This is a genomic window from Streptomyces sp. NPDC107500, from assembly GCF_055582785.1.
Genome location: NZ_JBVJPF010000008.1, coordinates 1 through 26,495, shown reverse-complemented (window position 1 = coordinate 26,495; position 26,495 = coordinate 1). Strand labels below are relative to the sequence as shown.

Below are 26,495 nucleotides of genomic sequence, written 5' to 3'. Positions count from 1 at the left end.
ACATATTTGTATGACCATGTCCAGTATCAGGGGCATGCGTGGATTCCTTGCTTCCTCGATCGGTGTCACGACCGCGGCGGCCCTGGCCGTCCCGCTCGCCCCACCCGCGGCGGCGGCCACCTCCGCGCCCCCGCCCGCGACCCCGAGAGCGGTGCGGGCCGAGGCATACGCCCCCGGCGGCACCCAGTCGCTGCCCCTCACCCCCCTCGCCCGCGACCGCGCCCCCGGCGCCGCCGCGCAGGGCCTGCCCCGCCGTGACGTACGGCACTTCTCGCTCGTCGGCGTCGTCTGGGACAACCCGGGCACCGAACTGCACGGCCGCGTCGAGGTCCGCACGCGCGCGACCGCCACCGGCGCCTGGTCCGGCTGGCAGGAGTTGGAGACCCACAACGCCGACCACGCCGCCGACCCCGGCACCGCCGAGAGCGCCTCCGACCGGGTCCGCGGCGCCACCGCGCCCCTGTGGGTGGGCGAGTCCGACGGGGTGGAGGTGCGCGTGCGGGCGGACTCCGCGCCCGAGGCCGCCACCCGAGCCGTCCCGGCGGCCACCGCGTCGACGCTCCCCACCGGCATGCGCCTCGAACTCGTCGACCCCGGCAAGGGCGCCCCGCCCCCGGCGGCACCCGGACCGGAGCACGGACCGGAGGGCGAGCCCCGCACCACGGCGGTGTCCGACACGTCCGCCGAAGCGCTCGCCGCCTCCGCCGTCAACGCCGGCCTCGCCCCGCTCGGCGCCACCGAGATCCCGGCCCTCAGCCAGGCCCGGACCGAGGCCGAACTCGGCACCGGGCAGCAGGCCAAGCCGTACGTCGGCGCCCGCCCGAGCATCACCACGCGCCACGGCTGGGGCGCGGACGAGGGGCTGCGGGAGAAGGGGTTCGTGTACACGAAGAAGGTCAAGGCGGCCTTCGTGCACCACTCGGCCACCGGCAACAACTACCGCTGCGCACAGGCACCGTCAGTCATTCGCAGTATCTACCGCTACCACGTCCACAGCACGGGCTGGCGTGACCTCGGCTACAACTTCCTCGTCGACAAGTGCGGAAACATCTACGAGGGCCGCGCCGGGGGAGTGTCCAAGGCGGTGCTCGGCGCCCACACCCTGGGGTTCAACTCCAACAGCATGGGCATCGCCGTTCTCGGCACGTACAGCAACAGGAAGCCGTCCTCGGCCGCGGTGAAGGCGATCGCGCGGCTCACCGCGTGGAAGCTCGGCATCTACGGCATGAATCCGGACGGGAAGACATACCTGAAGTCCGGTGGTGGCAATCTCTACCGAAAAGGTAAGAACGTACGACTGAACGTCATCTCAGGTCACCGCGACGGCTTCGCGACGAACTGCCCCGGCAGGCTGCTCTACGGCAAGCTCGACACGAGCCGCTCGAAGGCGGCTCAGTACCAGGGCCGCTGAGGGCGGAACACCGCACGGCCGTCGAGGGCGCGAGGAACGGTCTGCATACACTGGCCGGCCGAAACACAGTTCGGCCGGTCCCGGCAGGAAGCAGAGACGACGGTGACAGAAGCGATCCTCCTGGTCGGCGGCAAGGGCACGCGGCTGCGTCCGCTCACGGTGAACACCCCGAAGCCCATGGTCCGGGCGGCCGGGGTGCCGTTCCTCACGCACCAGCTGGCGCGGGCGAAGGCGGCGGGCGTCGACCACATCGTGCTCGCGACGAGCTACCTGGCCGAGGTCTTCGAACCGTACTTCGGCGACGGCTCGGCGCTGGGGCTGCACCTCGAGTACGTCACCGAGGAGGAGCCGCTCGGCACCGGCGGCGCGATCCGCAACGTGGCGTCCCGGCTGCACTCGGGGCCGGACGAGCCGGTCCTGATCTTCAACGGCGACATCCTGACGGGCCTGGACATCGGCGCGCTGGTCCGCACCCACGAGACGACGGGCGCGGACGTCTCCCTGCACCTGACGAAGGTCACCGACCCGAGGGCGTACGGGCTGGTCCCCACCGACGACACGGGCCGGGTGCTCGCCTTCCTGGAGAAGCCCCAGACCCCGGAGGAGATCGTCACCGACCAGATCAACGCGGGGGCGTACGTCTTCCGCCGCTCGGTCATCGACACGATCCCGGCGGGGCGGCCCGTGTCGGTCGAACGCGAGACGTTCCCGGAACTCCTGGCCACCGGCGCGCACCTCCAGGGCATGGTCGACTCCACGTACTGGCTGGACCTCGGCACCCCGGCGGCCTTCGTGCGCGGCTCGGCCGACCTGGTCCTCGGCCGCGCCCCGTCCCCGGCGATACCGGGGCGCTGCGGCGACCGCCTCGTCCTGCCCACGGCCCAGGTCGCGCCCGACGCGAAGCTGGCCGGCGGCACGGTGATCGGCGAGGGCGCCTTCGTGGCGGAGGGCGCGCGCGTCTTCGGCAGCACGATCCTGCCCGGCGCCGTCATCGAGCCCGGCGCCGTCATCACCGACTCCCTCATCGGCACCCGCGCCCGCGTCGGCACCCGCTCGGTCCTCAGCGACACGGTCATCGGCGACGGCGCGATCATCGGCGCCGACAACGAACTCCGCTCCGGCGCCCGCATCTGGTGCGACGCCCACATCCCCGCGGCGTCCCTACGCTTCTCCTCGGACGCGTAACGCCGCATGGCTGAGCGGGGGCGGCCTTCCCCCGCAACCGTGGGCACATGGGCCCCGTAAACCGCGGGCACATGGGCTCCGCAGACCGCGGGCGCACGGGCCCCGTAAACCGCGGGCACATGGGCTCCGCAGACCGCGGGCACATGGGCCCCGTAAACCGCGGGCGCACGGGCTCCGCAGACCGCGGGCACATGGGCCCCGTAAACCGCGGGGCACGGGCCCCGTAAACCGCGGGCGCACGGGCTCCGTAGACCGCGGGCACATGTGCCGCCTGGGGCGGCACGGGTGGGCGCGGGCGGCACCCGGCAAGCGCCGGTCCGCGTCACCCACCCCCGGCCCACCCCCACGCCGGGTGCGACGCGAACGCCGGCCCGCGTCACCCACCCCACGCCGGCCGCAGCGTCACCCCCGCCCCGTCAGATCCGCTCGATACCCCGCGGAGCCATCCGCGGGGCCCGCCGCCCCGGCACCCGCCCACTCAGCAGCACCAGCCGAGCCGCCCGATGCCGCTGCCCGGCATACGGCTCCAGCAGCCGCAGCATCTCCGCGTCGTCCGCGTACCGGTCCCCGCCCAGCGCGAACCCCACGATCCCCGGCAGATGCAGATCGCCCACCGTCACCGCGTCCGGCGCCCCGTGACTGCGCTGCACGGTCTCCGCCGACGTCCACGGCCCGATCCCCGGTACGACCTCCAGCCGCGCCTGCGCCGCCGCCGGCTCCATCCCGGCCGCCTCCTCCAGCCGCGCGGCGACCCGCACGGCCCGCAGGATCGTCGAGGCCCGCTTGTCGTCCACCCCGGCCAGGTGCCACTCCCAGGACGGGATCAGCGCCCACGTCCGCGCCGACGGCATGACACACATCCGCCCGGGCGCGGGCCCCGGCGCCGGCTCCCCGAACTTCCGCACCAGCAGCCGCCACGCCTGGTACGCCTCCAGCGTCGTGACCTTCTGCTCCAGGACCGAGGGGATCAACGACTCCAGCACCAGCCCGGTCCGCGTCAGCCGCAGCCCCGGCCGGCGATGCCGTGTCAGCGCCAGCAGCCGGTGCCTCGGCACGAACGCGGACGGGTCGTCCTCGGCGCCCAGCATCCGCGGCAGCTGATCCAGCAGCCACTCGGCCCCGGGCCCCCAGCTCTCGCCGCGCACCTCGTCACCACGCGCGGTGACCCGCAGCGTGCCCGGCCCGGCGGGTGTGCGGCTGGTCCGCCACACGGCCCCGTCCGGTGTCGTCCGGAACGTCGGATCGCCCGGCCCGCGCCGCAGCGGCCCGAGCACCAGCCCCAGCTCCAGCGGCGCGTCCGGCACCCACACCCGTACCCGGCCCGGCGTGACCCCCTGCCGGGGTATCCCGCCGCGCACAGCGGCACGCGGGGGCCGGGGAGCGAAACGTCCTGCCACGAGTGAGGTCCTTGAGCGAACGAGGGAGAGGCGGAAGAGGAGTAGGAAGGAAGCGGAAGAAGAAACGGAGCGAGAGCCCTCTACGAGAGTAGAGGCCTCACCGCACCTCGATGAACGATCCCGCGTCCCGCTCCGGCCGCGCGCGCGGTTCCTCGGCCGGATGACCGACCGCCACCGCGCCCATCGGGTCCCAGTCGCCCGGCAGCCCCAGCACCTCCCGCACCACGTCCCGGCAGAACATCGTCGAGGACACCCACGCCGACCCCAGCCGCTCCCCGGCGAGCGCGACGAGCAGGTTCTGCACGCCCGCGCCGGTGGCGACGACGAACATCTCCCGCTCGGCCCCGTCCCGCCGCGGGTCCCCGTACGTGTGGGAACCGTCCATGACCAGGCAGGGGACGACGAGGTAGGGCGCGTTGCGCAGGACGTCCCCGCGCCGGACCCGCTTGGCGATGGACTCCTCGCTCTTGCCGTCCCGCCGCAGGTCCGCGGTCCAGGCGTCCCGCATCGCGTCCAGCAGCCGGGTGCGGGACTCCGCGGACTCCAGGAGCACGAACCGCCACGGCGTCGTGTGGTGCGGCGCCGGTGCCGTGACCGCGGCCGCGACCGCCCGGCGCACCGCTCCGGGGTCGACGGGCTCGTCGGTGAAGGCCCGTACCGTACGGCGCTGGGTGACTGCCTGCCGTACCGCCTCCGACGTGCCCAGCCGGAACATGTCGTCGCGCGCGCCGCGCACCATCGCCCGCGCGCCCTCCCCGTCGTCGTCGGCCACCAGGAGCGGCAGCCCGCGCAGGACGGCGACCGGCAGACCCGCGGCCTTGCCCTTGACCAGGTCGCCCGCCGCGGCCAGCTCGTCGGCGGTGGCGACGACGGTGGAGGCGAGCGGGTTGCCGTGCGCGTCCGTGCCGCCGCGCAGGTCGTCGAGGACCCGCACCCCGGCGGCGCCGATCGCCACGTCCGTGAGCCCGGCCCGCCAGGGGCGGCCGAAGGTGTCGGTGACGACGACCCCCACGTCGACGCCCAGCGTGTCGCGCAGCCCCTCGCGGATGCCGCGCGCGGAGGCGTCCGGGTCCTCGGGGAGCAGCAGGACGGTGCCGGACGGAGTGTTGGAGGCGTCGACGCCGGCCGCCGCCATGACCAGCCCCTGCCGGTTCTCGACGATGCGCAGCAGTCCGCGCCGGGCCACCACCCGCACGGTCTCCGCGTCGATCGCGGCCTCCCGGTCGGCGGCCCGTACGACGCGGCCCTCGGCCTTGGACACGATCTTGGAGGTGACGAGCAGCACGTCCCCGTCGGCCAGCCCCGGCTCGGCCGCGGCGATCAGCTTTGCGAGGTCGTCGCCGGGCTGCACCTCGGGCAGGCCGGGCAGGGCCCACACCCGGTAGCCCTCCGGACGGTCGAAGGCGTCCTCGCGCGTGCCGTCGCTCATGCCTCCCGCACCTCCTCGGCGAGCGTCAGCGCCTCCCGGGCCATCTGCGCCGTGGTGTCGAGGTCGGTCATCATCAGCGGTACGGCGCGGCAGAGGATCCCGGCCGCCTTCACGCGGGTGACGGCCTCGGCGTCGACCGTGTCGACCAGCCAGCCGTCGAGCAGCCCCGAGCCGTAGTGCTCGGCGACCGCGGCCGCCGTGGACTCCACGCCGACCGCCGCGAGCACCTTGTCGGCCATCCCGCGCACCGGCGCGTCCCCCACGATCGGCGACAGACCCACCACGGGCACCCCGGCGTCGGCGATCGCCTCCCGGATGCCGGGCACGGCGAGGATGGTGCCGACGGAGACCACCGGGTTGGACGGCGGGAAGAGGATCACGTCCGCCTCGGCGATGGCCTCCAGGACGCCCGGCGCCGGCTTGGCCTGCTCGGCGCCGACCGGCACGACCGCCTCGGCGGGGACGGAGGCGCGCAGCCGTACCCAGTACTCCTGGAAGTGGACCGCCTTGCGCTCCCCCTCCAGCTCGACCGCGACATGCGTCTCCACGCGGTCGTCGGTCATCGGGATGAGGCGCACCCCGGGCTTCCAGCGGTCGCAGAGGGCCTCGGTCACCGCGCTGAGCGGAAAGCCCGCGGTGATCATCTGCGTCCGCACGATGTGCGTGGCGAAGTCGCGGTCGCCGAGGCCGAACCACTCGGGCCCCACGCCGTACGCCGCCAGCTCCTCCTTGAGGTGGAAGGTCTCGTCGGCCCGTCCCCAGCCCTGCTCCTCGTTGATGCCGCCGCCGAGCGTGTACATCACCGTGTCGAGGTCCGGGCAGACCTTCAGACCGAAGAGGTGGATGTCGTCCCCGGTGTTGCCGATGACGGTGATGTCCGCGTCGGGCGCGGCCTGCTTCAGACCACGCAGGAACCGGGCACCGCCGATGCCGCCTGCCAGAACCACAATGCGCATGGCCCCAGTCTCGCAGGCGGGTACGACACCGCGTCAGGCAGTCGTCACGGCGCCGGTGTCCGCGTCCCGCGACGTGCCGGCCGAGCACTGCGGGGCGTGCATGGGCATCTCGGTGAGGCCCGGGTAGTAGACGTGCAGGCTGACCGCGGGCTCCAGCGCGTCGTTGACGACCTCGTGCACGTGCCCGGGGGCGAACACGCGCTGGGTGCCGGCCCGCAACGCGCGCGTGCCGCGCTCCGTGCGCTCGGTGAGGGTCCCCTCCAGGACGGTCCACACGCCGGAGGAGGCGCCGTGGTCGTGGCGTCCGCTGCCCTGTCCCGGCACCCAGGACAGCAGCCACACCTCGTAGCCCGGGCCGGTGCGCAGCCGGTGGTACCAGCGTGTCGTCGCGTCGTACCGGACGAGGTGCTCCCACTCGGAGCGGTCGTCGGCGAGGGCGCGGGCCAGCCCGGCGAACTCGGCCACGGTGGCCGGGTGCTCGCGGGGTGCCTGGAGGAGGTGGGGGACTTCGAGGATGTCGCCGGCGATCTGGAGGTCGCTGTCGCTGTTCATGGGTGCGGTGGTTCCTCGGCGGAAGTGTGCGGCGGGTGGAACGGATGACCAAGAACGCCCTGGTGGGGCGGGACATGGAGCGTCGAGTCGCGTGGACTCTGGGGACAGCCGGAGCGCGGTTGGCTCAACAGCTGGAACAGCGGCAACAGCTACAGCGAGCGCGGGCAGCACCGTGGGACCCGGCGGTGCGGGTCGAGGTGAGCGCCAAGTTCGCGAGCATGCCCACAAGGACACCGGTTCACACCGGCACTGTCAACTCGATGCCCGGTATGTGGGACATGGTTCACCTCTTCCGGTTCATCTTGCTGGGGAAAGGTTTGCTCAGTGGGGTCCCGGGACACATGGCGCACAAGCCGGGCGCGCAACCTCCGTAGCGATCCTGTGATCCGAATGTGATCAGGTTCGCTTCGGCGTGTGTATCGGAACGGGATCGAACGCCAGGGCGTCTTCCCCGGTACGAGCGGAGCGCGGGTCGAGTGCCCGGCCGGGCCTCTTTGGGATGTCAAGGTTTATGGCGATTTGAACACTTTCCGCTTTGCCTTGGTTCCGCAGAGTGAATAAGGGGCTCAATAGCAGATCTCGGCTTGACTCGCCCGGAGCAGCACACTTGTAATTTCACTCGTGTCGTTTAGCCGGAATCGGTAACGGCGGGATCACGGGGACGCGAAGACAGACGAGGGGCGCACATGACCGAGCTGGTGCAGCAACTGCTGGTCGACGACGCGGACGAGGAGCTCGGCTGGCAGGAGCGCGCACTGTGCGCCCAGACCGACCCCGAGTCCTTCTTCCCCGAGAAGGGCGGCTCCACCCGCGAGGCCAAGAAGGTCTGCCTCGCCTGCGAGGTCCGCTCCGAATGCCTCGAGTACGCCCTCGCCAACGACGAGCGCTTCGGCATCTGGGGCGGCCTGTCCGAGAGGGAGCGCCGCCGGCTGAAGAAGGCCGCCGTCTGACGAGGCGCCAGAACCGGCGCGAACGGCGGGACCAGCGGGAACGGCCCCTCGCAGGTGGGTTGTCCACAGGCGGCGGGCCCTCTTGCTGTCCAGCCGATAGTGTGGGCGCTCGTCCGAGACGTCCCGCCATTCCCCACAGGCACGGGCGTCCACCGCAGTCCACCGAACCGGGGCCCGTACCTCGATGTCCGTGCAGAGTCACACGGCAGCCCAGCAAGACCTCGCTGCCACACCTGAGTTCCCGCGCCACGTCGTGACCGCGGTCCTCGTCGCCCACGACGGAGCCCGCTGGCTGCCCGACGCGCTCGCCGGGCTGCTCGGCCAGGAGCGCCCCGTCCAGTACGCCGTGGCCGCCGACACCGGCAGCGCCGACGACTCGGCCCGGCTGGTCGGCGAAGCCCTCGGCGGCGACCGCGTGCTGCACCTCGCCCGGCGCACCGGCTTCGGCCAGGCCGTGGAGGAGGCGGCCCGCACCGTCCCCGTCCTCACCCCGGAGGACCTGCCGTACCTGAAGCGGCCCAGCGGCTGGGACCCCGTCACGCGCACCTGGCGCGACGACGCCTACGACCTGCCCGAACTGCCCCACGGCGAGCCGGTCCAGTGGCTGTGGCTGCTGCACGACGACTGCGCCCCCGAACCCGACGCCCTGGCCCAGCTGCTGCGCGTCGTGGACACCGAGTACGAACTCGGCCGCGACGACGTCGCCGTCGTCGGCCCCAAGCTCCGCGGCTGGTACGACCGCCGGCAACTGCTGGAGGTCGGCGTCTCCATCGCCAACTCCGGCCGCCGCTGGACCGGCCTGGACCGCCGCGAACAGGACCAGGGACAGCACGACCACGTCCGGCCCGTCCTGTCGGTGTCCACCGCCGGCATGCTGATCCGGCGCGATGTCTTCGAGCGGCTCGGCGGGTTCGACCGCCGGCTGCCCCTGATGCGCGACGACGTCGACCTGTGCTGGCGCGCGCACGCCGCCGGACTGCGCGTCCTCATCGCCCCCGAGGCGGTCGTCCGCCACGCCGAGGCGGCCTCCCGCGAGCGCCGCGCCGTCGACTGCGCGGGCCGCACCACGGCCTCCCCGCACAAGGTGGACAAGGCCGGCGCCGTCCACACCCTCCTCGCCAACGTCCGTACGGCCGCCCTGCCCTGGGTGCTGCTGCGCATCGTCCTCGGCACGCTGCTGCGCACCCTCGCCTATCTCGTCGGCAAGGTGCCCGGGCAGGCACTCGACGAGATCCGGGGCCTGCTGGGCGTCCTGCTGCGCCCCGAGCGCATCATCGCCGCCCGGCGTGAACGCGGCCGCCCGCAGGTCGAGAAGGACGAACTGCGCCCCCTGTTCCCGCCCCCCGGCGCGACCATCCGCGTCACCGTCGAACAGGTCGCGGGCAACCTCGTCGGCAGCTCCGAGGCCGAGACCGCCGCGGGCGCCGGACGGCACGGCGGCGGCATCGAGTCCGGACCCGGCGGCGACGACGCCGACTTCCTGGAGATCGAGCAGTTCGCCCGCCTCAAGCGCATCGCCCGCAAGCCGGGCCCGGTGCTCTTCCTGATCCTGCTGCTCGCCTCCCTGGCCGCCTGCCGCGCCCTCCTCGGCGGCGGCGCCCTCGCGGGCGGCGCGCTGCTGCCCGCCCCGGCCGACGCCGGTGAGCTGTGGTCGCGCTACGCGGACGCCTGGCACACGGTCGGCGCCGGCGGCACCGCCTCCGCCCCGCCCTACCTCGCGATCCTGGCGGCACTGGCCTCCGCGCTGCTCGGCTCGACCGGCACCGCCGTCACCCTGCTGCTGGTCGGCTCCGTGCCCCTGGCCGGCGCCACCGCGTACTTCGCGTCCCGGCCGCTGGTCATGTCCCGGCTGCTGCGCGCCTGGGCGGCCGTCGCCTACGCCTTCCTGCCCGCCGCCACCGGCGCCCTCGCCGGCGGCCGCATCGGCACCGCCGTCCTCGCCGTGCTGCTGCCGCTCATCGCCCGCGCGGGCGTCGCGGCGGCCGGCCTGGCGAGCACGTCCGGCGCCCGCGGCAGCTGGCGCGCCACCTGGGCGTACGCGCTGCTGCTGACGGTCACCACCGCCTTCACGCCCGTCGTGTGGCCGCTCGCGCTCCTCCTCGGCCTCGGCGTCCTGGCCCTGCGCCGCGGCGAGATCACCGCGTACGGACTGCGCTTCCTCGCCCAGTTCGGCACCCCCCTGCTGCTGCTCGCGCCCTGGTCGCTGTCGCTGCTGCCCCTCGGCTTCTTCGACGAGGCCGGACTGGACTACGGCTCTTCGGCCGCCTCCGCCCTCGACCTGCTCGGCGCGAGCCCCGGCGGCCCCGGGACGGTCGGCGGGCTGGTCCTCATCGGCATCGTGCCGGCCGCGCTGGCCGCCCTGCTGCGCTCCGAGCGGCAGTTGGGCATCCGGGCCGCCTGGGCGGTGGCCCTGGCCGGCTTCGTCTTCGCGGTCCTCTCCAACCGCTCCACCTGGGCCGGCCCCGCCACCCTCGTCTACGGCATCGCCCTGCTGGCCGCCGCGGCCCTCGGCGCCGACGGAGCCCGCTCCCGCGTCGCCGAGCAGAGCTTCGGCTGGCGCCAGCCCGTCGCCGCGCTGATCGCCCTCGCCTCGGCCGTCGGCCCGCTGATCGCCGCCACCGGATGGATGATCGGGGGCGCCGACGGCCCCGTCGAGCGACGTGACCCCGCACAGGTGCCCGCGTTCGTCGCCGAGGAGAGCCGCACCCGCGACCAGGCCCGCACCCTCGTCCTCGACAGCGACTCCACCGCCCACGTCGGATACATGCTGGTCCGCGGCTCCGGAGCCCGCCTCGGCGACGGCGAACTGGCCGCCGGGGACGGCGAGAACAGCACCCTCGACAAGATCGTCGCCAACCTGGTGGCCGGCTCCGGCGCGGACCAGGCGGACCAGCTCGGCGGCTTCGCCGTGCGCTACGTGCTGGTGCACAAGGGCGCGCCCCGCGAGGTCACCCGGGTCTTGGACGCCACCCCCGGCCTGAGCAGGCTCAGCCAGCAGGACGGCAGCGGACTGTGGCGGGTGGACCAGGAGGTCGCCCGCGCGACCATCGTGTCGGGCGGAGACTCCGCCACCGGTGAACCCCAGCCCGTGGCCGCCGGACCGGTCGACGTCCACACCGACATCGAACCGGGCCCCGACGGCCGCGTGCTGCGCCTCGCCGACACCGCCGCCGAGGGCTGGACCGCCACCCTGGACGGCAAGCCGCTCAGCCGCACCACGGTCGACGGCTGGGCCCAGGGCTTCGAACTCCCCGCCTCCGGCGGCCGGCTGGACGTCACCTACGACGACCCGTTCACCCACACCGTCTGGCTGTGGGCCCAGGGCCTGCTCGCCGTGGTCCTGGTCGTCCTCGCGCTGCCCGGCAGGCGCCGCGACGTCGACGACGACCTGCCCGAGGAGCCGCTGATCCCCGCCGAGGCCCTGGAGGGCGAGGGACGCCGGGCCCGGCGACTGCGCGCCCAGGCGGAGGCGGAGGCCGAGGCCGGGACGGACACGGAGCCGCCGGCCGCACCGGCGGACGGCGCCCCCGAGGTGCCCGAACCACCCGCGGCGCCCGAGATGCCCCCGGCACCGGTCCCGCAGCAGCCGGCGTACGGCGAGTGGGACGCGACGGGGTACCGGACCGAGTACGGCACCTACGACGCCTACGACCAGGAGCAGTACCAGGGCGGCGCCCAGCAGCAGTACGACCAGGGCGCGTACGCGCAGCAGCCGTACCAGCAGGGGGAGCCGTACCAGCCGGAGTCCTACCCCGCGGACGCCTACCAGGACGGCCGCGGCGCCCCGTACGAGCCGGACCAGTACGCTCCGTACGCCTACGGCGAGCAGGCGCAGGCCCAGCCCCAGGAGGGCGGGTACGACCCCGCCTACGACCAGGCGTACGGCCAGGGCGGCTACGACGCGCCGTACGACCCCTCCCAGCCCCACCACCCCCACGGCACGGGCAGTGAGCGTCCCGACGGGAGCCAGCAGTGAAGCGCACGACCCTGTCCCTGATCGCCTGCGCGGCCGCGCTCGCCGCCGTCACCGGATTCGCGGCGGTCGCCACCCCGGACGGCTCCGGCGCCGACACCGCCGCGCCGGCCGCCCGGCTGCCCGTGGAGCGCACCAGCCTGCTCTGCCCGGCGCCCAGCACCTCCGACCTCGCCGAGACCCAATACACCTCCTTCACGCCCGTCACGAAGGGCGCCGACGAGAAGGGCGAGGCGGCGCTCACCACCGCGGCACGGGGCGACGAGGCCGGGGACGCCCAGGACGGGAAGAAGGACGACGGGAAGGCCGCGAAGCCGCCCGTCGATCCCAAGGAGCCCGGCACCCCGGCCACCGGCACGACCTCCGGCTCCGACACGCCCGCGCTGGTCGGCACCGCCGAGGGCGCTCAGGCCCCGGGCTGGACGGTGCAGCAGACCACGGAGGTCGCCGCCGGGACGGGCCGCGGCCTCCAGGGGGTCAACTGCACCGCCCCGGACACGGAGTTCTGGTTCCCCGGCGCCAGCACGGCGGCCGGCCGCACCGACTACGTCCACCTGACGAACCCCGACGACTCGGCCGCCGTGGTCGACATCGAGCTCTACGGCAAGGACGGAGCCCTCGAGTCCACGGTGGGTGAGGGCGTCACGGTGCCGCCGCACGGCACCGAGTCCCTGCTGCTGTCCACGCTCGCCGACGTGAAGGAGACCGACCTGACCGTCCACGTCGGCGTGCGCAGCGGGCGGGTCGGGGCCGCGGTGCAGGCCCTGGACGACAAGACCGGCGGCGACTGGCTGACCGCGGCCGCCGACCCGGCGGGCGACCTGGTCCTGCCGGGCATCCCCAAGGACGCGACCGCCGTCCGCCTGGTGCTGTTCACCCCCGGTGGCACCGACGCCGACCTGAAGGTGCGGCTCGCCTCGCCGTCGGGGCTGATCACCCCCGCCGGACACGAGACGGTGCACGTCAAGGCCGGCATGACGACGGGCGTGGACCTCGGCGAGGTCACGCGCGGCGAGGCGGGTTCGCTGGTGCTGACGCCGACGGACGGGGCCGTGCCGGTGGTGGCCGCGGTCCGGGTCGTACGGGGCAAGGGCGGTGAGCAGGAGTCGGCGTTCATCCCGGCGACCGACCCGGTCGGTGCGCGCGCGACGGCCGCGGACAACCGCGCCAAGGGCACGACCCTGGCCCTGACCGCCCCGGGCGAGGGCGCCGAGGTGAAGGTGACGGCGTCGGCGGGCACGGAGGGCGGCACGACGGCGACCAAGACGTACACGGTCAAGGCCGGCACCACCCAGAACGTCGAGGCACCCGTCCCCGCAGGCCTCAAGGGCGCTTACGCGCTCACCGTCGAGACCGTCTCCGGGGGGCCGGTCCACGCGTCCCGCACCCTGACCGTCGCCGACGACGACGTGGCGTCCTTCACCGTCCAGACCCTCCCGGACGACCGGGGGACGGTCTCGGTGCCGAACGCGGAGGAAGACCTCTCGGTGCTTCAGAAGTAGACGCGCGGCCGGGGAGGAGGGAAGGCGCCCCGCGCCCTCAGTCCTCCCCGTACCGCGGATCCACCGTCTCGGGCGTCAGCCCCAGCAGCTCGGCGACCTGTTCCACGACGACCTCGTGCACCAGGGCCGCCCGTTCGTCCCGGCCCTTGCTCCGGATCTCCACCGGCCGCCGGTACACGACCACCCGCCCCCGCCGGCCCTCACGCGAGGGCACCGTGCCGCCGAGCGGGACCGCCTCGTCGTTCCACATCTCCCCGGGCCCGTCCAGCCGGGGCACGTCGAGGACGAGGAAATCGATGTCGGCGAGTTGCGGCCACCGCCGCTCCAGGCGCTCCACGGAGTCCTGCACCAGGTCCGCGAACACCTCGCCGCGGCTCGCGGCGAGCGGCACCTGCGGGGGCGCCACCGGACCGCGCATGCCCCGGCCGTGGCGATCACGACGGCGGGGCCCTGGGCGACCGGCATCACGGGGCGTCACGGGGTTGTCCATCACTGGTGAAGGGTAGTCCCCGCCGAGGTCGAGCGTCCGGCCGCACACGCGGACCGGACAGTGCCGGGGCCCGAGACGCGGCTTGTCGCCGAATGACCATTCCAGCCAAGGTTGGGCTCGATTCTGCATCTCTCCCCGACCGTGGAACTCAAGGCAAATGTCACTGTTTGTATCAGGTCGTGACCGCTTCCCAGGCGGTCCCGCCGCCCGGAAACCGGCGTCCGCGCAGGTCACCGGGGTGCGTTCCGAGGGGCTCGTAGGGCGTTTCACGCCACGACACGGGGGTGTGACCTGGTGGAGAGTCGTCGCGGCCCGCTCAAGAGTGCGGTACCGTCCAACATCGTGAGCCCTGTACGTCGCTGTTCGCGCACCGCCTGCGGCCGTCCCGCCGTCGCGACGCTGACGTACGTCTACGCCGACTCGACCGCGGTCCTCGGCCCGCTCGCCACCTACGCCGAACCCCACTGCTACGACCTGTGCGCCGAGCACTCCGAGCGCCTCACCGCCCCGCGCGGCTGGGAGGTCGTCCGCCTGCTCGACGGGTCGGCCCCGGCCCGCCCCAGCGGCGACGACCTGGAAGCGCTTGCCAACGCGGTGCGCGAGGCGGCCCGTCCCCAGGAGCGGGCGGCCGAGGCCGGCGGCGGCGGACGCACGGCCGACCCGATGGAGGTCGCGCGCCGCGGCCATCTCCGCGTGCTGCGCTCGCCGGACAACTGAGCAGGGACGTTCGCCCGTCCCGGCATCTCCCGTCACATCCGTTGCTGCACACCCATTGACGTCGCCTTGTCGCGGACACGACCATTCCGGAAGCCGCGAGAAAACGCTTTCGCATTGCGGAATCCGGGGAGGCGCCCGTGTACGTGCAGGAACTGGAACCCGTCGCCGGTTCGCTCGGCCTGTCCGCCCTGGTGGCGGCCCTGCCCCTGGTGATCGTCCTCGTCCTGCTGGGCGGCGTCCGCATGAAGGCGCACCTGGCGGGCCTCACCGGTCTCCTGGCGGCCGTACTGGTGGCGTGGCTGGCGTACGGCATGCCGCTGGACCAGACGGCCTCCAGCGCCGTCCAGGGGGCGGTTTTCGGCCTCTTCCCCATCCTGTGGATCGTCGTGAACGCCCTGTGGGTCTACCGGATGACCGTCCGCACCCGGCACTTCGACATCCTGCGCCGCTCCTTCGGGCGGCTGTCCGACGACCCCCGCATCCAGGCCCTCGTCGTCGCCTTCTGCTTCGGCGCCCTGCTGGAGGCCCTGGCCGGCTTCGGGGCGCCCGTCGCGATCTGCTCGGTCATGCTCGTCGCGCTCGGCTTCGACCCGGTCCGCGCGGCGGTCGTGTCGCTGGTCGCCAACACCGCGCCGGTCGCCTTCGGCGCGATGGGCACCCCCGTGGTGACGCTGGCCCAGGTCACCGGGCTGCCCCTGGACGACGTCGCCTCCGTCGTCGGCCGCCAGACCCCGCTGCTCGCCCTGATCGTCCCGCTGCTGCTGGTCGGCCTGGTGGACGGGCGGCGCGGACTGCGCGAGACCTGGATCCCCGCGATGGCCTGCGGAGTCGCCTTCGCCGTCGCCCAGTTCGTCGCCTCCAACTACCTCTCCGTCCAGCTCGCCGACATCGTCGCCGCCCTGGTCGGGGCCGGCGCCCTGGTCGCCGTACCGCACTCTCGCAGGCCCGCCGCCGAACCCGTCCGGGCGGCCGTCCTGACCGGCGCCCGCAGCGAGGAGCTGGACGAGGACGACTCCCGCCGGGAGGTGCTGCGCGCCTACGCCCCCTACGCCCTGATCGTCGCCGTCTTCTCCGTCGCGCAGATCCCGGCGGTCAAGGACTGGCTGGCCCGGGCGACCCAGACCTACGACTGGCCGTTCCTGGACGTGGCCGACCCCGAGGGCAACCCGGTGGGCGGCAACGTCTTCTCCTGGCCGATCGTCTCCACCGGCGGCACGCTCGTCCTGTTCGCCGGGCTGGTCACGGCGGTCGTCCTCGGTGTGCACGCGCGCGTGGCGGTCAAGGAGTGGCTCGCGACCGTCCACGAACTGCGGTTCGCGATCCTCACCGTCACCTCGGTGCTGGCCCTCGCCTACGTCATGAACCTCTCCGGACAGGCCGCCACCATCGGCCACTTCGTCGCCGCGGCGGGGGCCGGGCTCGCCTTCCTCTCCCCGGTCCTCGGCTGGTTCGGCGTGGCCGTCTCCGGCTCCGACACCTCGGCCAACGCGCTCTTCGGCGCCCTCCAGGTGACCGCCGCGCGGGAGTCCGGACTCTCTCCCGAACTGCTCGCCGCCGCCAACAGCTCAGGCGGTGTCCTCGGCAAGATGATCTCCCCGCAGAACCTCACCATCGCCTGCGCCGCCGTCGGACTCGCGGGCCGCGAGGGCGACCTGCTGCGCAAGGTGCTGCCCTGGAGCCTCGGCCTGCTGCTGGTGATGTGCCTGATCGTGGTCGGCCAGTCCACCGTCGTCCTGGGCTGGATGCTGCCCTGACCTTCGGGAACCGCGCGACGGCCGGGCGGCGGGTGCGGGTACTTTGGGGGACCCAGAGCACCTCCAGGAAGGCTGGCCGTGGCTGCTGATCTGTCGCAGATCGTGAAGGCGTACGACGTGCGCGGTGTCGTACCCGACCAGTGGGACGAGTCGCTGGCCGAGCTGTTCGGCGCGGCCTTCGTCGAGCTGACCGGAGCGGGCGCCGTCGTCGTCGGGCACGACATGCGGCCCTCGTCGCCCGGCCTGTCCGGTGCCTTCGCGCGCGGGGCCGCGGCCCGGGGCGCCGACGTGACCGAGATCGGCCTGTGCTCCACCGACCAGCTGTACTACGCCTCCGGCGCGCTGGACCTGCCGGGCGCCATGTTCACCGCCTCGCACAATCCGGCCCGGTACAACGGCATCAAGCTCTGCCGCGCGGGCGCCGCACCCGTCGGCCAGGACACCGGCCTCGCCGAGATCCGCGCCCTCGTGGAGCGCTGGAGCGACACCGGCGCCCCGGAACCGGCGTCCCGGCCGGGCACCGTCACCCGGCGCGACACCCTCGCCGACTACGCCGCCCACCTGCGCTCCCTCGTCGACCTCACCACCATCCGCCCCCTGAAGGTCGTCGTCGACGCGGGCAACGGCATGGGCGGCCACACCGTGCCCTCGGTCTTCGCCGGGCTGCCCCTCGACCTCGTGCCGATGTACTTCGAACTGGACGGCACCTTCCCCAACCACGAGGCCAACCCGCTCGACCCGGCCAACCTCGTCGACCTCCAGAAGCGCGTCCGCGAGGAGGGCGCCGACCTCGGCCTCGCCTTCGACGGCGACGCCGACCGCTGCTTCGTCGTCGACCAGGACGGCAACCCGGTCTCCCCGTCCGCGGTCACCGCCCTGGTGGCCGCCCGCGAACTCGCCCGCAACGGCGGCCGGGGCATGGTCATCCACAACCTGATCACCTCCTGGTCCGTCCCGGAGGTCGTCGAGGAGCACGGCGGCACACCCGTACGCACGCGCGTGGGCCACTCCTTCATCAAGGCCGAGATGGCCCGCACCGGCGCCATCTTCGGCGGCGAGCACTCCGCGCACTACTACTTCCGCGACTTCTGGAACGCCGACACGGGCATGCTGGCCGCCCTCCACGTCCTGGCCGCCCTCGGCGGCCAGCAGGGCCCGCTGTCCGCCCTCGTCGCCGAGTACGACCGCTACGCCGGCTCCGGCGAGATCAACTCCACCGTCGCCGACCAGGCGGACCGCCTCGCCGCGATCAGGGCCGCGTACGAGGGCCGCGACGACATCACCCTGGACGACCTCGACGGCCTCACCGTCACGTCGGCCGACTGGTGGTTCAACGTCCGCCCCTCCAACACCGAGCCCCTGCTCCGCCTGAACGCGGAGGCCCGCGACGAGGCCACGATGACCAAGGTGCGGGACGCGGCGCTGGCGATCATCAGGGGGTGAGGGGGGCCAGGGGGCGGAACCCCCCGGCGGGGCCGCAAGAGGGGCCGCGCCCCTCCACCACGCCCCCACCGGCGGTACCCTGACCAGCACATCCGCACAAGACGAACCGCCCCCGAAGGGAACCCCCATGCCGCTCGAAGCCGGCCTCCTGGAGATCCTCGCCTGCCCCGCCTGCCACGCCCCCCTCAAGGAGCAGGACGCGGAACTGATCTGCACCGGCCAGGACTGCGGCCTGGCCTACCCGGTGCGCGACGGCATCCCCGTCCTCCTCGTCGACGAGGCCCGCCGCCCCGCCTGACCGACGGCGAAGCGACCCGGCACCCCGGCCACTCGGCGACCCCGCGCAACCGAACGAACGCCCCGGCGATCGGAGACCTGCCGCCATGCTCGACGAATCGCTCCTCGACACCCCGGAGCGCCTCACCGAGGCCGACCACCGCGGACTGCTGCGCGGCGCCGCCGAGGCAGGCGCCCGCGTCCGCACCGCCGCCCGGCACGCCGCCGAGGCCGGAGTCGGCAACCTCAAGCCCGACGGCCGCCCCCGCGCCGTCCTGATCGCCGGGCCCGGCGCCGCCGCCACCCACGCCGCCGACCTCCTCGGCACCCTCGCCGGCGCCGGCAGCCCCGTCACCCGCCTCGCCCCCACCGGCGTCGCCCCCGCCGCGGGCGCCCTGCGCTGGGAACTGCCCGGCTGGGCCGGCTCCGTGGACCTCCTCCTGATCGCCACCCCCGACGGCACCGAGCCGGGCCTCTCCCTGCTCGCCGAACAGGCCTACCGCCGGGGCTGCACGGTCGTCGCCGTCGCCCCCGCCGGCTGCCCGCTCAGCGAGTCGGTGAACGCCGCGCACGGCCTGTTCATCCCGATGGCGACCGCCCCCTACGACCAGGACGAACCCCTGGCCGGTGCCGCCCCCGGAGTCCTGTGGGCGCTGCTCACACCGCTGCTCGTACTCCTCGACCGCACCGCCCTGCTCGACGCACCGCCCGAGGCCGTCGAGAAGATCGCCGACCGCCTCGACCGCATCGCCGAACGCTGCGGGCCCGCCATCGTGACGTACAGCAACCCCGCCAAGACCCTGGCCGCCGAGCTGGCCGACTCCCTCCCGGTGATCTGGACCGAGGGCACCTCGGCCGGTCCCGCCGGCCGCCGCTTCGCCGCCGCGCTCGCCGAACTGTCCGGCACCCCGGCCGTCGTCGCCGACCTGCCCGAGGCGCTCGCCGCGCACACCGCCCTGCTCGCCGGGCGCCTCGCCGCCGGCGCCGACCCCGACGACTTCTTCCGCGACCGCGTCGAGGAGGCACCCGCCCTGCACGCACGCGTGGTGCTCCTGCGCGACCGCCCCAGCGGTGGCCTCACCGCCGCCCCCAACGCCCGTGAACTGGCCCTCAGCCACGACACGCCGATGAGCGAACTGGAGCCCGAAGCGGGCGGCGAACTGGAGACCCTCGCCGAACTGATCGCCATCACGGATTTCGCCGCCGTTTACCTGGCGCTCGCCTCGGGCGCCTGATCCCGTACGCACCATCGGGAACGCACCGCACGCACAGGACACGCACCGGCAGAGAGAGCCCATGGACCGCCTCGACAACACCGTCCGCCCCTACGCCTGGGGTTCCACCACCGCGATCCCGACCCTGCTCGGGACCGAGCCGACCGGCGAACCGCAGGCGGAGATGTGGATGGGCGCCCACCCCGGCGCCCCCTCCCGCACCGGCCGGGGCACCCTCGCCGAGGTCGTCGACGCCGCCCCCGAGAAGGAACTGGGCGCCGCCTCCGTGGCGAAGTTCGGCCCCCGGCTGCCCTTCCTCCTCAAACTCCTCGCCGCCGGCGCCCCGCTCTCCCTCCAGGTCCACCCCGACCTCGCCCAGGCCAGGGCCGGTTACGAGGACGAGGAGCGCCGGGGCATCCCCCTGGACGCCCCGCACCGCAACTACAAGGACGCCAACCACAAGCCCGAACTGATCTGCGCCCTCACCGAGTTCGAGGGCCTGTGCGGCTTCCGCCCGCCGGCCGAGACCGCCGACCTGCTCGACGGCCTCGGCGTCGCCTCCCTCAAGCCGTACGTCGACCTGCTGCGCGCACACCCCGAGGACGCCGCCCTGCGCGAGGTCCTCACCGCCGTCCTCACGGCCGACCCCGAGGAGATGTCCCACACGGTCACCGAGGTCGCGGCCGCCTGCGACCGCCTCGGCGGCGCCTACACCCCCTACGCCGACATCGCCCACCACTACCCGGGCGACCCCGGCGTCCTCGCCGCGATGCTCCTCAACCACGTCAGGCTCCAGCCCGGCGAGGCCCTGTACCTCGGCGCCGGAATCCCGCACGCCTACCTGAACGGCCTCGGCGTCGAGATCATGGCCAACTCCGACAACGTCCTGCGCTGCGGCCTCACGCCCAAGCACGTCGACGTCCCCGAACTGCTGCGCATCGTCCGCTTCGAGGCCGGCGACCCCGGCGTGCTGCGCCCGGAGGCGTCCCCGGACGGCGAAGAGGTCTACGAGACCCCGATCGACGAGTTCCGGCTCTCCCGCCACGTCCTGCCCGAGGGCACCGGCGCCCACGACCTCACCCGGGCCACCCCGCAGATCCTGCTCTGCACGGCGGGCACCGTCCGGGCCGGCGAGCACGAACTCACCCCGGGGCAGTCGGTGTTCGTCGCCGCGGGCGAAAAGGCCGAAGTGTCCGGAACCGGCACGCTCTTCCGCGCCACCGTGCTCGTCTGACGCACGTCTGAGGGGCGGACGAAGGGGCATCCGGCACGTCGGGGCCCGCGCGGGCTGCAACAATGGCGCACCGCAAAGGAGGGGCAAAGCCGGTCACCGGCCGCGCCCCCACCGGCGTACGGACGCAGACGAAGGCGAAGGGACAACGCGACACATGAGCGCGTCAGGCGGAACCAAGGCGATCGTGGCGGCACTGCTCGCCAACCTCTCGATCGCGGTAGCGAAATTCGTGGCGTTCCTCTTCAGTGGATCGTCGTCGATGCTCGCCGAGTCCGTGCACTCCCTCGCCGACTCCGGCAACCAGGGACTCCTGCTTCTCGGCGGCAAGCGCGCCCAGCGCGAGGCCACCCCCCAACACCCCTTCGGCTACGGCCGCGAGCGCTACATCTACGCCTTCCTCGTCTCCATCGTGCTCTTCTCGCTCGGTGGCATGTTCGCCCTGTACGAGGGCTACGAGAAGATCAAGCACCCGCACGAGATCGAGCACTGGTACTGGCCGGTCGGCGTGCTGGTCTTCGCGATCATCGCCGAGGCCTTCTCCTTCCGGACCGCCATCAAGGAGTCCAACACCCTGCGCGGGAAGAAGTCCTGGAAGGAGTTCGTCCGCCACGCCAAGGCCCCCGAGCTGCCGGTCGTCCTCCTCGAGGACCTCGGCGCCCTCGTCGGCCTGGTCCTCGCCCTCGGCGGCGTCGGCCTCGCCCTCCTCACCGGCGACGGCGTCTGGGACGGCATCGGCACCCTCTGCATCGGCGTGCTGCTCGTCCTGATCGCGCTGGTCCTGGCCGTCGAGACCAAGTCCCTGCTGCTCGGTGAGGCGGCCGGCCCCGAGGCCGTCCAGCAGATCGAGGCCGCGATCGTCGCGGGTGACACGGTCACCGGCGTCATCCACATGCGCACGCTGCACCTCGGCCCCGAGGAGCTGCTCGTCGCCGCCAAGATCGCCGTACGCCACGACGGCACGGCCACCGAGATCGCCTCCGCGATCGACGCCGCCGAGTCCCGCATCCGCGACGCCGTCCCGATCGCCCGCGTCATCTACCTGGAGCCCGACATCTACAGCGAGTCCGAGGCCGCCAAGGGCCCGGACCGCGAGGCCACCCCCGGCGGCCCGGCGACGCCTCCCGACGCCCACTGAGGTCCGACCCCCACCCTGAGCCGCGCTCGATCCCCGCTCGGAACGTCCTGAAGTGTGCGGAGGCGGACTGGGGTCCGCGGGCGCCCGCGGTGTAGCTTGGGGTGGAGCCAGACGTCGCTGCTGATGGCGGTCGGGCGGTCCAGGACGGACCGGCCGAGGGAGAGAGGGCCTCCGACGGACTGCGCTGCGCGTACGCGGGCATGCCTGTGTCCTCTTCCGGGACACCCCTGTGTCCGCCGCCGCGCAGGTCAGCCGTACCCACCTCGACCCAACCCGAGGAGCAGCCCGTAATGACGACTGTCGACAACCGACAGGACTTCAAGGTCGCCGACCTCTCCCTGGCCGCGTTTGGCCGCAAGGAGATCACCCTCGCCGAGCACGAGATGCCGGGCCTGATGGCGATCCGCAAGGAGTACGCCGAGGCCCAGCCCCTCGCCGGCGCCCGTGTCACCGGCTCCCTGCACATGACCGTGCAGACCGCCGTGCTCATCGAGACCCTCGTCGCCCTCGGCGCCGATGTCCGCTGGGCCTCCTGCAACATCTTCTCCACCCAGGACCACGCGGCCGCCGCCATCGCCGTCGGCCCGAACGGCACGCCGGACAACCCCCAGGGCATCCCGGTCTTCGCCTGGAAGGGCGAGACCCTGGACGAGTACTGGTGGTGCACGGAGCAGGCGCTGACCTGGCCGAACACCCCTACCGGCGGCCCGAACATGATCCTGGACGACGGCGGTGACGCCACCCTCCTCGTCCACAAGGGCGTCGAGTACGAGAAGGACGGCAAGGTCCCCTCGCCCGACACCGCCGAGTCCGACGAGCACCGCGTCATCCTCGAACTCCTCACCCGCACGGTGGGCGAGAGCCCGCAGAAGTGGACCCAGCTCGCGTCCGAGATCCGCGGCGTGACCGAGGAGACCACGACCGGCGTCCACCGCCTGTACGAGATGCACCGCGACGGCACCCTGCTGTTCCCGGCCATCAACGTCAACGACGCCGTGACGAAGTCGAAGTTCGACAACAAGTACGGCTGCCGCCACTCCCTGATCGACGGCATCAACCGCGCCACCGACGTCCTGATCGGCGGCAAGACCGCCGTCGTCTGCGGCTACGGCGACGTGGGCAAGGGCTGCGCGGAGTCCCTGCGCGGCCAGGGCGCCCGAGTGATCATCACCGAGATCGACCCGATCTGCGCCCTCCAGGCGGCGATGGACGGCTACCAGGTCTCGACGCTGGACGACGTGGTCGGCCAGGCCGACATCTTCGTCACGACGACCGGCAACAAGGACATCATCATGGCCGCGGACATGGCCAAGATGAAGCACCAGGCCATCGTGGGCAACATCGGCCACTTCGACAACGAGATCGACATGGCCGGCCTCGCCCAGATCCCGGGCATCGTCAAGGACGAGGTCAAGCCGCAGGTCCACACCTGGACCTTCCCCGACGGCAGGGTCCTCATCGTCCTCTCCGAGGGCCGCCTGCTGAACCTGGGCAACGCGACCGGCCACCCGTCGTTCGTCATGTCCAACTCGTTCGCGGACCAGACGCTGGCCCAGATCGAGCTGTTCACCAAGCCCGACGAGTACCCGACCGACGTGTACGTGCTGCCCAAGCACCTGGACGAGAAGGTCGCCCGCCTCCACCTCGACTCCCTCGGCGTCAAGCTGACCACGCTCCGCCCGGAGCAGGCCGAGTACATCGGCGTCAAGGTCGAGGGCCCCTACAAGGCGGACCACTACCGCTACTGAGCCCTGACGGCTCCTCCGAGACAGGCCCCCGCACCCCCGTGCCGGGGGCCTGCCCCGTTGGCGCCTCAGCGGCCGGAACAGCAGCCCGTCACCCTCCAGGACCACCATGCCCCGCGGCCGTTATTCGCTCCACGAACCGCATGACCACACCCCCCTCGCGGAAGAACACTTCCAGTGCGCCCCCGGACCCTCCGGCTGGCGCTACGTCTCCCGGCTGACCACGCCCACCGGAGACCACCACGGCTCCGTCGACCTCGCCCTGGACGAACTCGGCCGCCCCATCCGCCTCGAAGTCCACGCCGCCGACTGGCAGGTACGCGGCGCGGCCATCGACGGCATCACCTGGGTCCGTACCGACCCCACCGGAGTCCACGCCACCGAAGGCAATGTGCGCGCCCACGCCTTCACCGGCAGCTCCCCGGCCTTCCTCGTCGCCGTCGCCCGTCTCCTGCGCCTCACCCCCTCCGGATCAGCCACACGCCTGCGCCTCGTCGCCCTCACCGACCCGGTCCTCGCCCCCCGCACCGTGGACCAGTCCTGGGCCTTGCTGAAGAGAGAAGCACACGCCACTGACAACGGCCCCCTCACCGTGGACGAGTACCAGGTCACAGCCCTGGACACCGGTGAGCAGCATGCCGTGCACATCGCCGGCGACGTAGTGCTCGCGGCCCCCGGAATCGAGCTGGAGGACCTGGAGTCACCGCCGTCCGCGTTCCCGTGACGTGACGCGGTGACGCTACGCGGGCGGCACGAACCCGGTACCGGAACCGGGGCGCCCGTCCGACGGCGCAGCCGGAGGCGTGGCCGAGGAATCCGGCGGGGGAGGGGCAGGCGTGACCGGAGCCGCGGGAATGACAGGGGAAGCCACAGGAGTGACGGGAGGCGGCGGCGATGCCGTCGCCGCCGGATCCACCCCCAAGGCCGCACCCCCGAACGCGCGCCGCGCCTCCCGCGCCTGCCGTTCCTGCAACACGGCCGCGAGATAGGCGGGCGGCGGAACCTCCCGCGGCACCGGGGCGCCAGTCCGAGCGGCCACGTCCGCGGCGAGCCGTTCCGCCATGGCCCAGCCGACGCGGGCGTCGAGCTGCCCCATCCGCGACAGGTACTGACGGACGGCGAGCCACAGCTCATCGGGTACCGCGGAGAGGTCGAGCTCCGAGAAACGACCGGCCAGCCAGGGCGGAGGCGGCGGTACGAACCCCGCGGACGCGACCGGAACCCGCTCCCGCACGACCAGCGTGCCCGCGAACACGTCCCCGAGCCGACGCCCCCGCGCCGACACCAGCGAGGCGATACAGGCGACCACCCCGAACGTCATCAGGATCTCGATCACCCCGATGAGCCCCCGGACGAGCGCGTGCCGGAACCGGATGGGCCCGCCGTCGTCCCGCACGACCCGCAGACCGCAGGCCATCTTCCCGAGCGACCGCCCGTGACTGAGTGTCTCGACGGCGATCGGCACACCCACCAGCACGAGTACGAACGCGGCGATCGACAGCGCGGTCTGCGCCGCCATGTCCAAGGAGGCGGTGGAGGCCACCAGGGCGATGGTGACGGCCACGTAGACGGCCACGGCCACCGCGAGGTCGAGCAGCACGGCCAACGCCCTGCTGGGCAGCCTCGCGGGGCGGAGCTCCAGCGCCACCGCCTCGCCCGTCACCAGCTCGCTCACGCCCGCCGCCCTTCCCTCGTCTCCCCCCGTCCCCGCCAGTCTGCCAAGCTGAGGACGCACCGCGCCGCGGTACGACAAGCTGATCCACGACGAGCCGCTGACGATAGCCGAGGAGCAGGCACACCGATGGACCTCGACGTCTTCGTCTCCGCCCACCGCGCGGAGTGGGACCGCCTCGACGCCCTGCTCCGGCGTCGGCGCCGGCTCACCGGTACCGAGACCGACGAACTCGTCGCCCTCTATCAGCGCACGGCCACTCACCTCTCCCTGATCCAGTCCAGCGCGCCCGACCCCCAGCTGACCGGACGCCTGAGCCAATTGGTGGCACGCGCGCGCAGCGCTGTGACCGGCACCCGCCGAGCCTCCTGGCGCGACGTCACCCGCTTCCTCACCCGGCAGTTCCCGGCCGCCGTCTACCGGGCCCGGCACTGGTGGGTCCCCACCGCACTCCTGTCGACGGCCGTGGCGGCTCTGCTCGGCTGGTGGATCGGCACGCACCCCGAAGTTCAGTCGACCATCGCGGCGCCCGCCGAACTGCGCGAGATGACCCGCCCGGGCGGTCAGTACGAGACGTACTACTCGAGCCACCCCGCGGCCTCCTTCGCCGCACAGGTCTGGACGAACAACGCGTGGGCCGCCGCGCTCTGCCTGATCCTGGGCGTCTTCCTGGGCCTGCCCGTCATCTGGATCCTGTTCCAGAACATGCTGAACCTGGGAGTCGGATTCGGTCTGATGTCGTCGGCCGGGCGCCTCGACACCTTCTTGGGCCTCGTCCTGCCCCACGGCCTGCTCGAACTGACCGCGGTCTTCGTGGCCGCGGGCACCGGACTACGTCTCGGCTGGACCCTGATCGACCCTGGACCCCGCAGCCGGCGCATCGCCCTGGCGGAAGAGGGCCGAGCCGCCATCGGCATGGCCGTCGGACTCGCCCTGGTCCTCTTCGTCTCCGGCGCCATCGAAGGATTCGTCACTCCGTCCGGCCTGCCCACCTGGGCCCGCATCACCATCGGCGTCGTCGCCGAACTGGCCTTCCTCGCCTACGTCTATGTCCTGGGCCGTCGTGCGGTACGCGAGGGCGACACGGGCGACGTGGAGGAGGCCGAGCGCAGCGCCACGGTGCCCACGGCCGCCTGATGTGCATGGAGCCTTGGTGAACTGCTAGTGTCCTCTTCGTTCCCGCAAGAGCCGTTGACACGGAGCGAGCGGGGAGGTAGATTCGAACAGTTGCCTGTAGACGGGTTCATCCCCGAGGGTCACAGTGAACATCTGCTTGCTTCCTCCCGAATCTCGAATTCGACGAAGCACTCTCCCGATCAAATCGGAAACGAACGGCCGGTCAGACCGCCCCGGAACTTCTGATAAAGTCGGAACCGCCGGAAAGGGAAACGCGAAAGCGAGAACCTGGAAAGCACCGAGGAAATCGGATCGGAAAGATCTGATAGAGTCGGAAACGCAAG

General features: G+C 73.0%; 21 protein-coding genes. 15 read left to right on the top strand and 6 right to left on the bottom strand.

Features of this window, described 5'->3' with window-relative positions; translation table 11 throughout:
• Positions 1-34: 34 nt before the first annotated feature.
• Positions 35-1,411, top strand: coding sequence for a peptidoglycan recognition protein family protein (locus ACZ67M_RS29375; protein ID WP_469853601.1), 1,377 nt, complete (start codon positions 35-37; stop codon positions 1,409-1,411).
• A gap of 102 nt (positions 1,412-1,513) precedes the next feature.
• Positions 1,514-2,596 (top strand): mannose-1-phosphate guanylyltransferase, encoded by a 1,083-nt coding sequence (manB, locus tag ACZ67M_RS29370; RefSeq protein ID WP_125493555.1) that lies wholly within the window; start codon positions 1,514-1,516, stop codon positions 2,594-2,596.
• A 416-nt stretch (positions 2,597-3,012) separates the two neighbouring features.
• Here manB and ACZ67M_RS29365 read toward each other — a convergent pair whose 3' ends face one another.
• The 4 genes from ACZ67M_RS29365 to ACZ67M_RS29350 form a co-directional block, all read right to left on the bottom strand.
• Positions 3,013-3,993, bottom strand: coding sequence for a DNA-3-methyladenine glycosylase family protein (locus ACZ67M_RS29365; RefSeq protein ID WP_392102700.1), 981 nt, complete (start codon positions 3,991-3,993; stop codon positions 3,013-3,015).
• Positions 3,994-4,090: 97 nt separating this feature from the next.
• Positions 4,091-5,422, bottom strand: coding sequence for a coenzyme F420-0:L-glutamate ligase (locus tag ACZ67M_RS29360; RefSeq protein ID WP_469853600.1), 1,332 nt, complete (start codon positions 5,420-5,422; stop codon positions 4,091-4,093).
• A complete protein-coding gene (cofD, locus tag ACZ67M_RS29355) occupies positions 5,419-6,378 on the bottom strand; it encodes a 2-phospho-L-lactate transferase (RefSeq protein WP_361368091.1) in 960 nt (319 codons plus the stop codon). Before cofD ends, ACZ67M_RS29360 begins: the two co-directional genes overlap by 4 nt.
• Before the next feature lie 33 nt (positions 6,379-6,411).
• The gene (locus ACZ67M_RS29350; protein WP_361368088.1) at positions 6,412-6,930 is read right to left on the bottom strand and encodes a cysteine dioxygenase; all 519 of its coding nucleotides are present in this window, start codon (positions 6,928-6,930) and stop codon (positions 6,412-6,414) included.
• Positions 6,931-7,616: 686 nt separating this feature from the next.
• On the opposite strand from ACZ67M_RS29350, the gene ACZ67M_RS29345 reads away from it, so the two are divergent.
• From ACZ67M_RS29345 to ACZ67M_RS29335, 3 genes are all read left to right on the top strand, one after another.
• Complete coding sequence (locus ACZ67M_RS29345) at positions 7,617-7,880, top strand: WhiB family transcriptional regulator (protein WP_003975777.1); 264 nt, start codon at positions 7,617-7,619, stop codon at positions 7,878-7,880.
• A 184-nt stretch (positions 7,881-8,064) separates the two neighbouring features.
• Complete coding sequence (locus tag ACZ67M_RS29340) at positions 8,065-11,856, top strand: glycosyltransferase family 2 protein (RefSeq protein WP_469853599.1); 3,792 nt, start codon at positions 8,065-8,067, stop codon at positions 11,854-11,856.
• Positions 11,853-13,355, top strand: coding sequence for a DUF5719 family protein (locus ACZ67M_RS29335; RefSeq protein ID WP_469853598.1), 1,503 nt, complete (start codon positions 11,853-11,855; stop codon positions 13,353-13,355). Before ACZ67M_RS29340 ends, ACZ67M_RS29335 begins: the two co-directional genes overlap by 4 nt.
• Positions 13,356-13,392: 37 nt before the next feature.
• Here the strand turns inward: ACZ67M_RS29335 and ACZ67M_RS29330 are convergent, their stop codons facing one another.
• A complete protein-coding gene (locus ACZ67M_RS29330) occupies positions 13,393-13,845 on the bottom strand; it encodes a metallopeptidase family protein (RefSeq protein WP_361368128.1) in 453 nt (150 codons plus the stop codon).
• A gap of 294 nt (positions 13,846-14,139) precedes the next feature.
• Here ACZ67M_RS29330 and ACZ67M_RS29325 point away from each other — a divergent pair, with 294 nt between their 5' ends.
• From ACZ67M_RS29325 to ACZ67M_RS29285, 9 genes are all read left to right on the top strand, one after another.
• Positions 14,140-14,562, top strand: a complete 423-nt coding sequence (locus ACZ67M_RS29325) for a DUF3499 domain-containing protein (protein WP_114533823.1) — start codon at positions 14,140-14,142, stop codon at positions 14,560-14,562.
• Positions 14,563-14,699: 137 nt separating this feature from the next.
• Positions 14,700-16,316 carry an L-lactate permease gene (locus tag ACZ67M_RS29320; RefSeq protein ID WP_382805510.1) on the top strand — a complete coding sequence of 539 codons (1,617 nt, stop codon included), beginning with the start codon at positions 14,700-14,702 and terminating at the stop codon, positions 16,314-16,316.
• A 78-nt stretch (positions 16,317-16,394) separates the two neighbouring features.
• Positions 16,395-17,759 carry a phosphomannomutase/phosphoglucomutase gene (locus tag ACZ67M_RS29315; protein ID WP_467321723.1) on the top strand — a complete coding sequence of 455 codons (1,365 nt, stop codon included), beginning with the start codon at positions 16,395-16,397 and terminating at the stop codon, positions 17,757-17,759.
• Positions 17,760-17,886: 127 nt separating this feature from the next.
• A complete protein-coding gene (locus ACZ67M_RS29310; RefSeq protein WP_020940431.1) occupies positions 17,887-18,057 on the top strand; it encodes a Trm112 family protein in 171 nt (56 codons plus the stop codon).
• An 85-nt stretch (positions 18,058-18,142) separates the two neighbouring features.
• Positions 18,143-19,270, top strand: a complete 1,128-nt coding sequence (locus ACZ67M_RS29305) for an SIS domain-containing protein (RefSeq protein WP_361368075.1) — start codon at positions 18,143-18,145, stop codon at positions 19,268-19,270.
• A gap of 61 nt (positions 19,271-19,331) precedes the next feature.
• Positions 19,332-20,483, top strand: a complete 1,152-nt coding sequence (manA, locus tag ACZ67M_RS29300) for a mannose-6-phosphate isomerase, class I (protein WP_469853597.1) — start codon at positions 19,332-19,334, stop codon at positions 20,481-20,483.
• Between the two features lie 154 nt (positions 20,484-20,637).
• Positions 20,638-21,618: a cation diffusion facilitator family transporter gene (locus tag ACZ67M_RS29295; RefSeq protein ID WP_361368069.1), complete on the top strand. Its 981-nt coding sequence runs from the start codon at positions 20,638-20,640 to the stop codon at positions 21,616-21,618.
• Between the two features lie 290 nt (positions 21,619-21,908).
• A complete protein-coding gene (gene ahcY / locus ACZ67M_RS29290) occupies positions 21,909-23,366 on the top strand; it encodes an adenosylhomocysteinase (RefSeq protein ID WP_361368066.1) in 1,458 nt (485 codons plus the stop codon).
• A gap of 106 nt (positions 23,367-23,472) precedes the next feature.
• Positions 23,473-24,087 carry a hypothetical protein gene (locus tag ACZ67M_RS29285; RefSeq protein ID WP_469853596.1) on the top strand — a complete coding sequence of 205 codons (615 nt, stop codon included), beginning with the start codon at positions 23,473-23,475 and terminating at the stop codon, positions 24,085-24,087.
• A 15-nt stretch (positions 24,088-24,102) separates the two neighbouring features.
• Here ACZ67M_RS29285 and ACZ67M_RS29280 read toward each other — a convergent pair whose 3' ends face one another.
• Positions 24,103-25,038, bottom strand: a complete 936-nt coding sequence (locus ACZ67M_RS29280; protein ID WP_467321717.1) for an RDD family protein — start codon at positions 25,036-25,038, stop codon at positions 24,103-24,105.
• A gap of 126 nt (positions 25,039-25,164) precedes the next feature.
• Here ACZ67M_RS29280 and ACZ67M_RS29275 point away from each other — a divergent pair, with 126 nt between their 5' ends.
• Positions 25,165-26,172 (top strand): stage II sporulation protein M, encoded by a 1,008-nt coding sequence (locus ACZ67M_RS29275; protein ID WP_361368058.1) that lies wholly within the window; start codon positions 25,165-25,167, stop codon positions 26,170-26,172.
• Positions 26,173-26,495 lie beyond the last annotated feature (323 nt).

Bases quoted from the DNA above. Each gene is read 5' to 3' on its own strand.
- ACZ67M_RS29375 (WP_469853601.1), top strand. From the start codon at position 35: ATGCGTGGATTCCTTGCTTCCTCGATCGGTGTCACGACCGCGGCGGCC.
- ACZ67M_RS29360 (WP_469853600.1), bottom strand. From the start codon at position 5,422: ATGAGCGACGGCACGCGCGAGGACGCCTTCGACCGTCCGGAGGGCTAC.
- cofD (WP_361368091.1), bottom strand. From the start codon at position 6,378: ATGCGCATTGTGGTTCTGGCAGGCGGCATCGGCGGTGCCCGGTTCCTG.
- ACZ67M_RS29350 (WP_361368088.1), bottom strand. From the start codon at position 6,930: ATGAACAGCGACAGCGACCTCCAGATCGCCGGCGACATCCTCGAAGTC.
- ACZ67M_RS29345 (WP_003975777.1), top strand. From the start codon at position 7,617: ATGACCGAGCTGGTGCAGCAACTGCTGGTCGACGACGCGGACGAGGAG.
- ACZ67M_RS29340 (WP_469853599.1), top strand. From the start codon at position 8,065: ATGTCCGTGCAGAGTCACACGGCAGCCCAGCAAGACCTCGCTGCCACA.
- ACZ67M_RS29330 (WP_361368128.1), bottom strand. From the start codon at position 13,845: ATGGACAACCCCGTGACGCCCCGTGATGCCGGTCGCCCAGGGCCCCGC.
- ACZ67M_RS29310 (WP_020940431.1), top strand. From the start codon at position 17,887: ATGCCGCTCGAAGCCGGCCTCCTGGAGATCCTCGCCTGCCCCGCCTGC.
- ACZ67M_RS29305 (WP_361368075.1), top strand. From the start codon at position 18,143: ATGCTCGACGAATCGCTCCTCGACACCCCGGAGCGCCTCACCGAGGCC.
- manA (WP_469853597.1), top strand. From the start codon at position 19,332: ATGGACCGCCTCGACAACACCGTCCGCCCCTACGCCTGGGGTTCCACC.
- ACZ67M_RS29295 (WP_361368069.1), top strand. From the start codon at position 20,638: ATGAGCGCGTCAGGCGGAACCAAGGCGATCGTGGCGGCACTGCTCGCC.
- ahcY (WP_361368066.1), top strand. From the start codon at position 21,909: ATGACGACTGTCGACAACCGACAGGACTTCAAGGTCGCCGACCTCTCC.
- ACZ67M_RS29285 (WP_469853596.1), top strand. From the start codon at position 23,473: ATGCCCCGCGGCCGTTATTCGCTCCACGAACCGCATGACCACACCCCC.
- ACZ67M_RS29275 (WP_361368058.1), top strand. From the start codon at position 25,165: ATGGACCTCGACGTCTTCGTCTCCGCCCACCGCGCGGAGTGGGACCGC.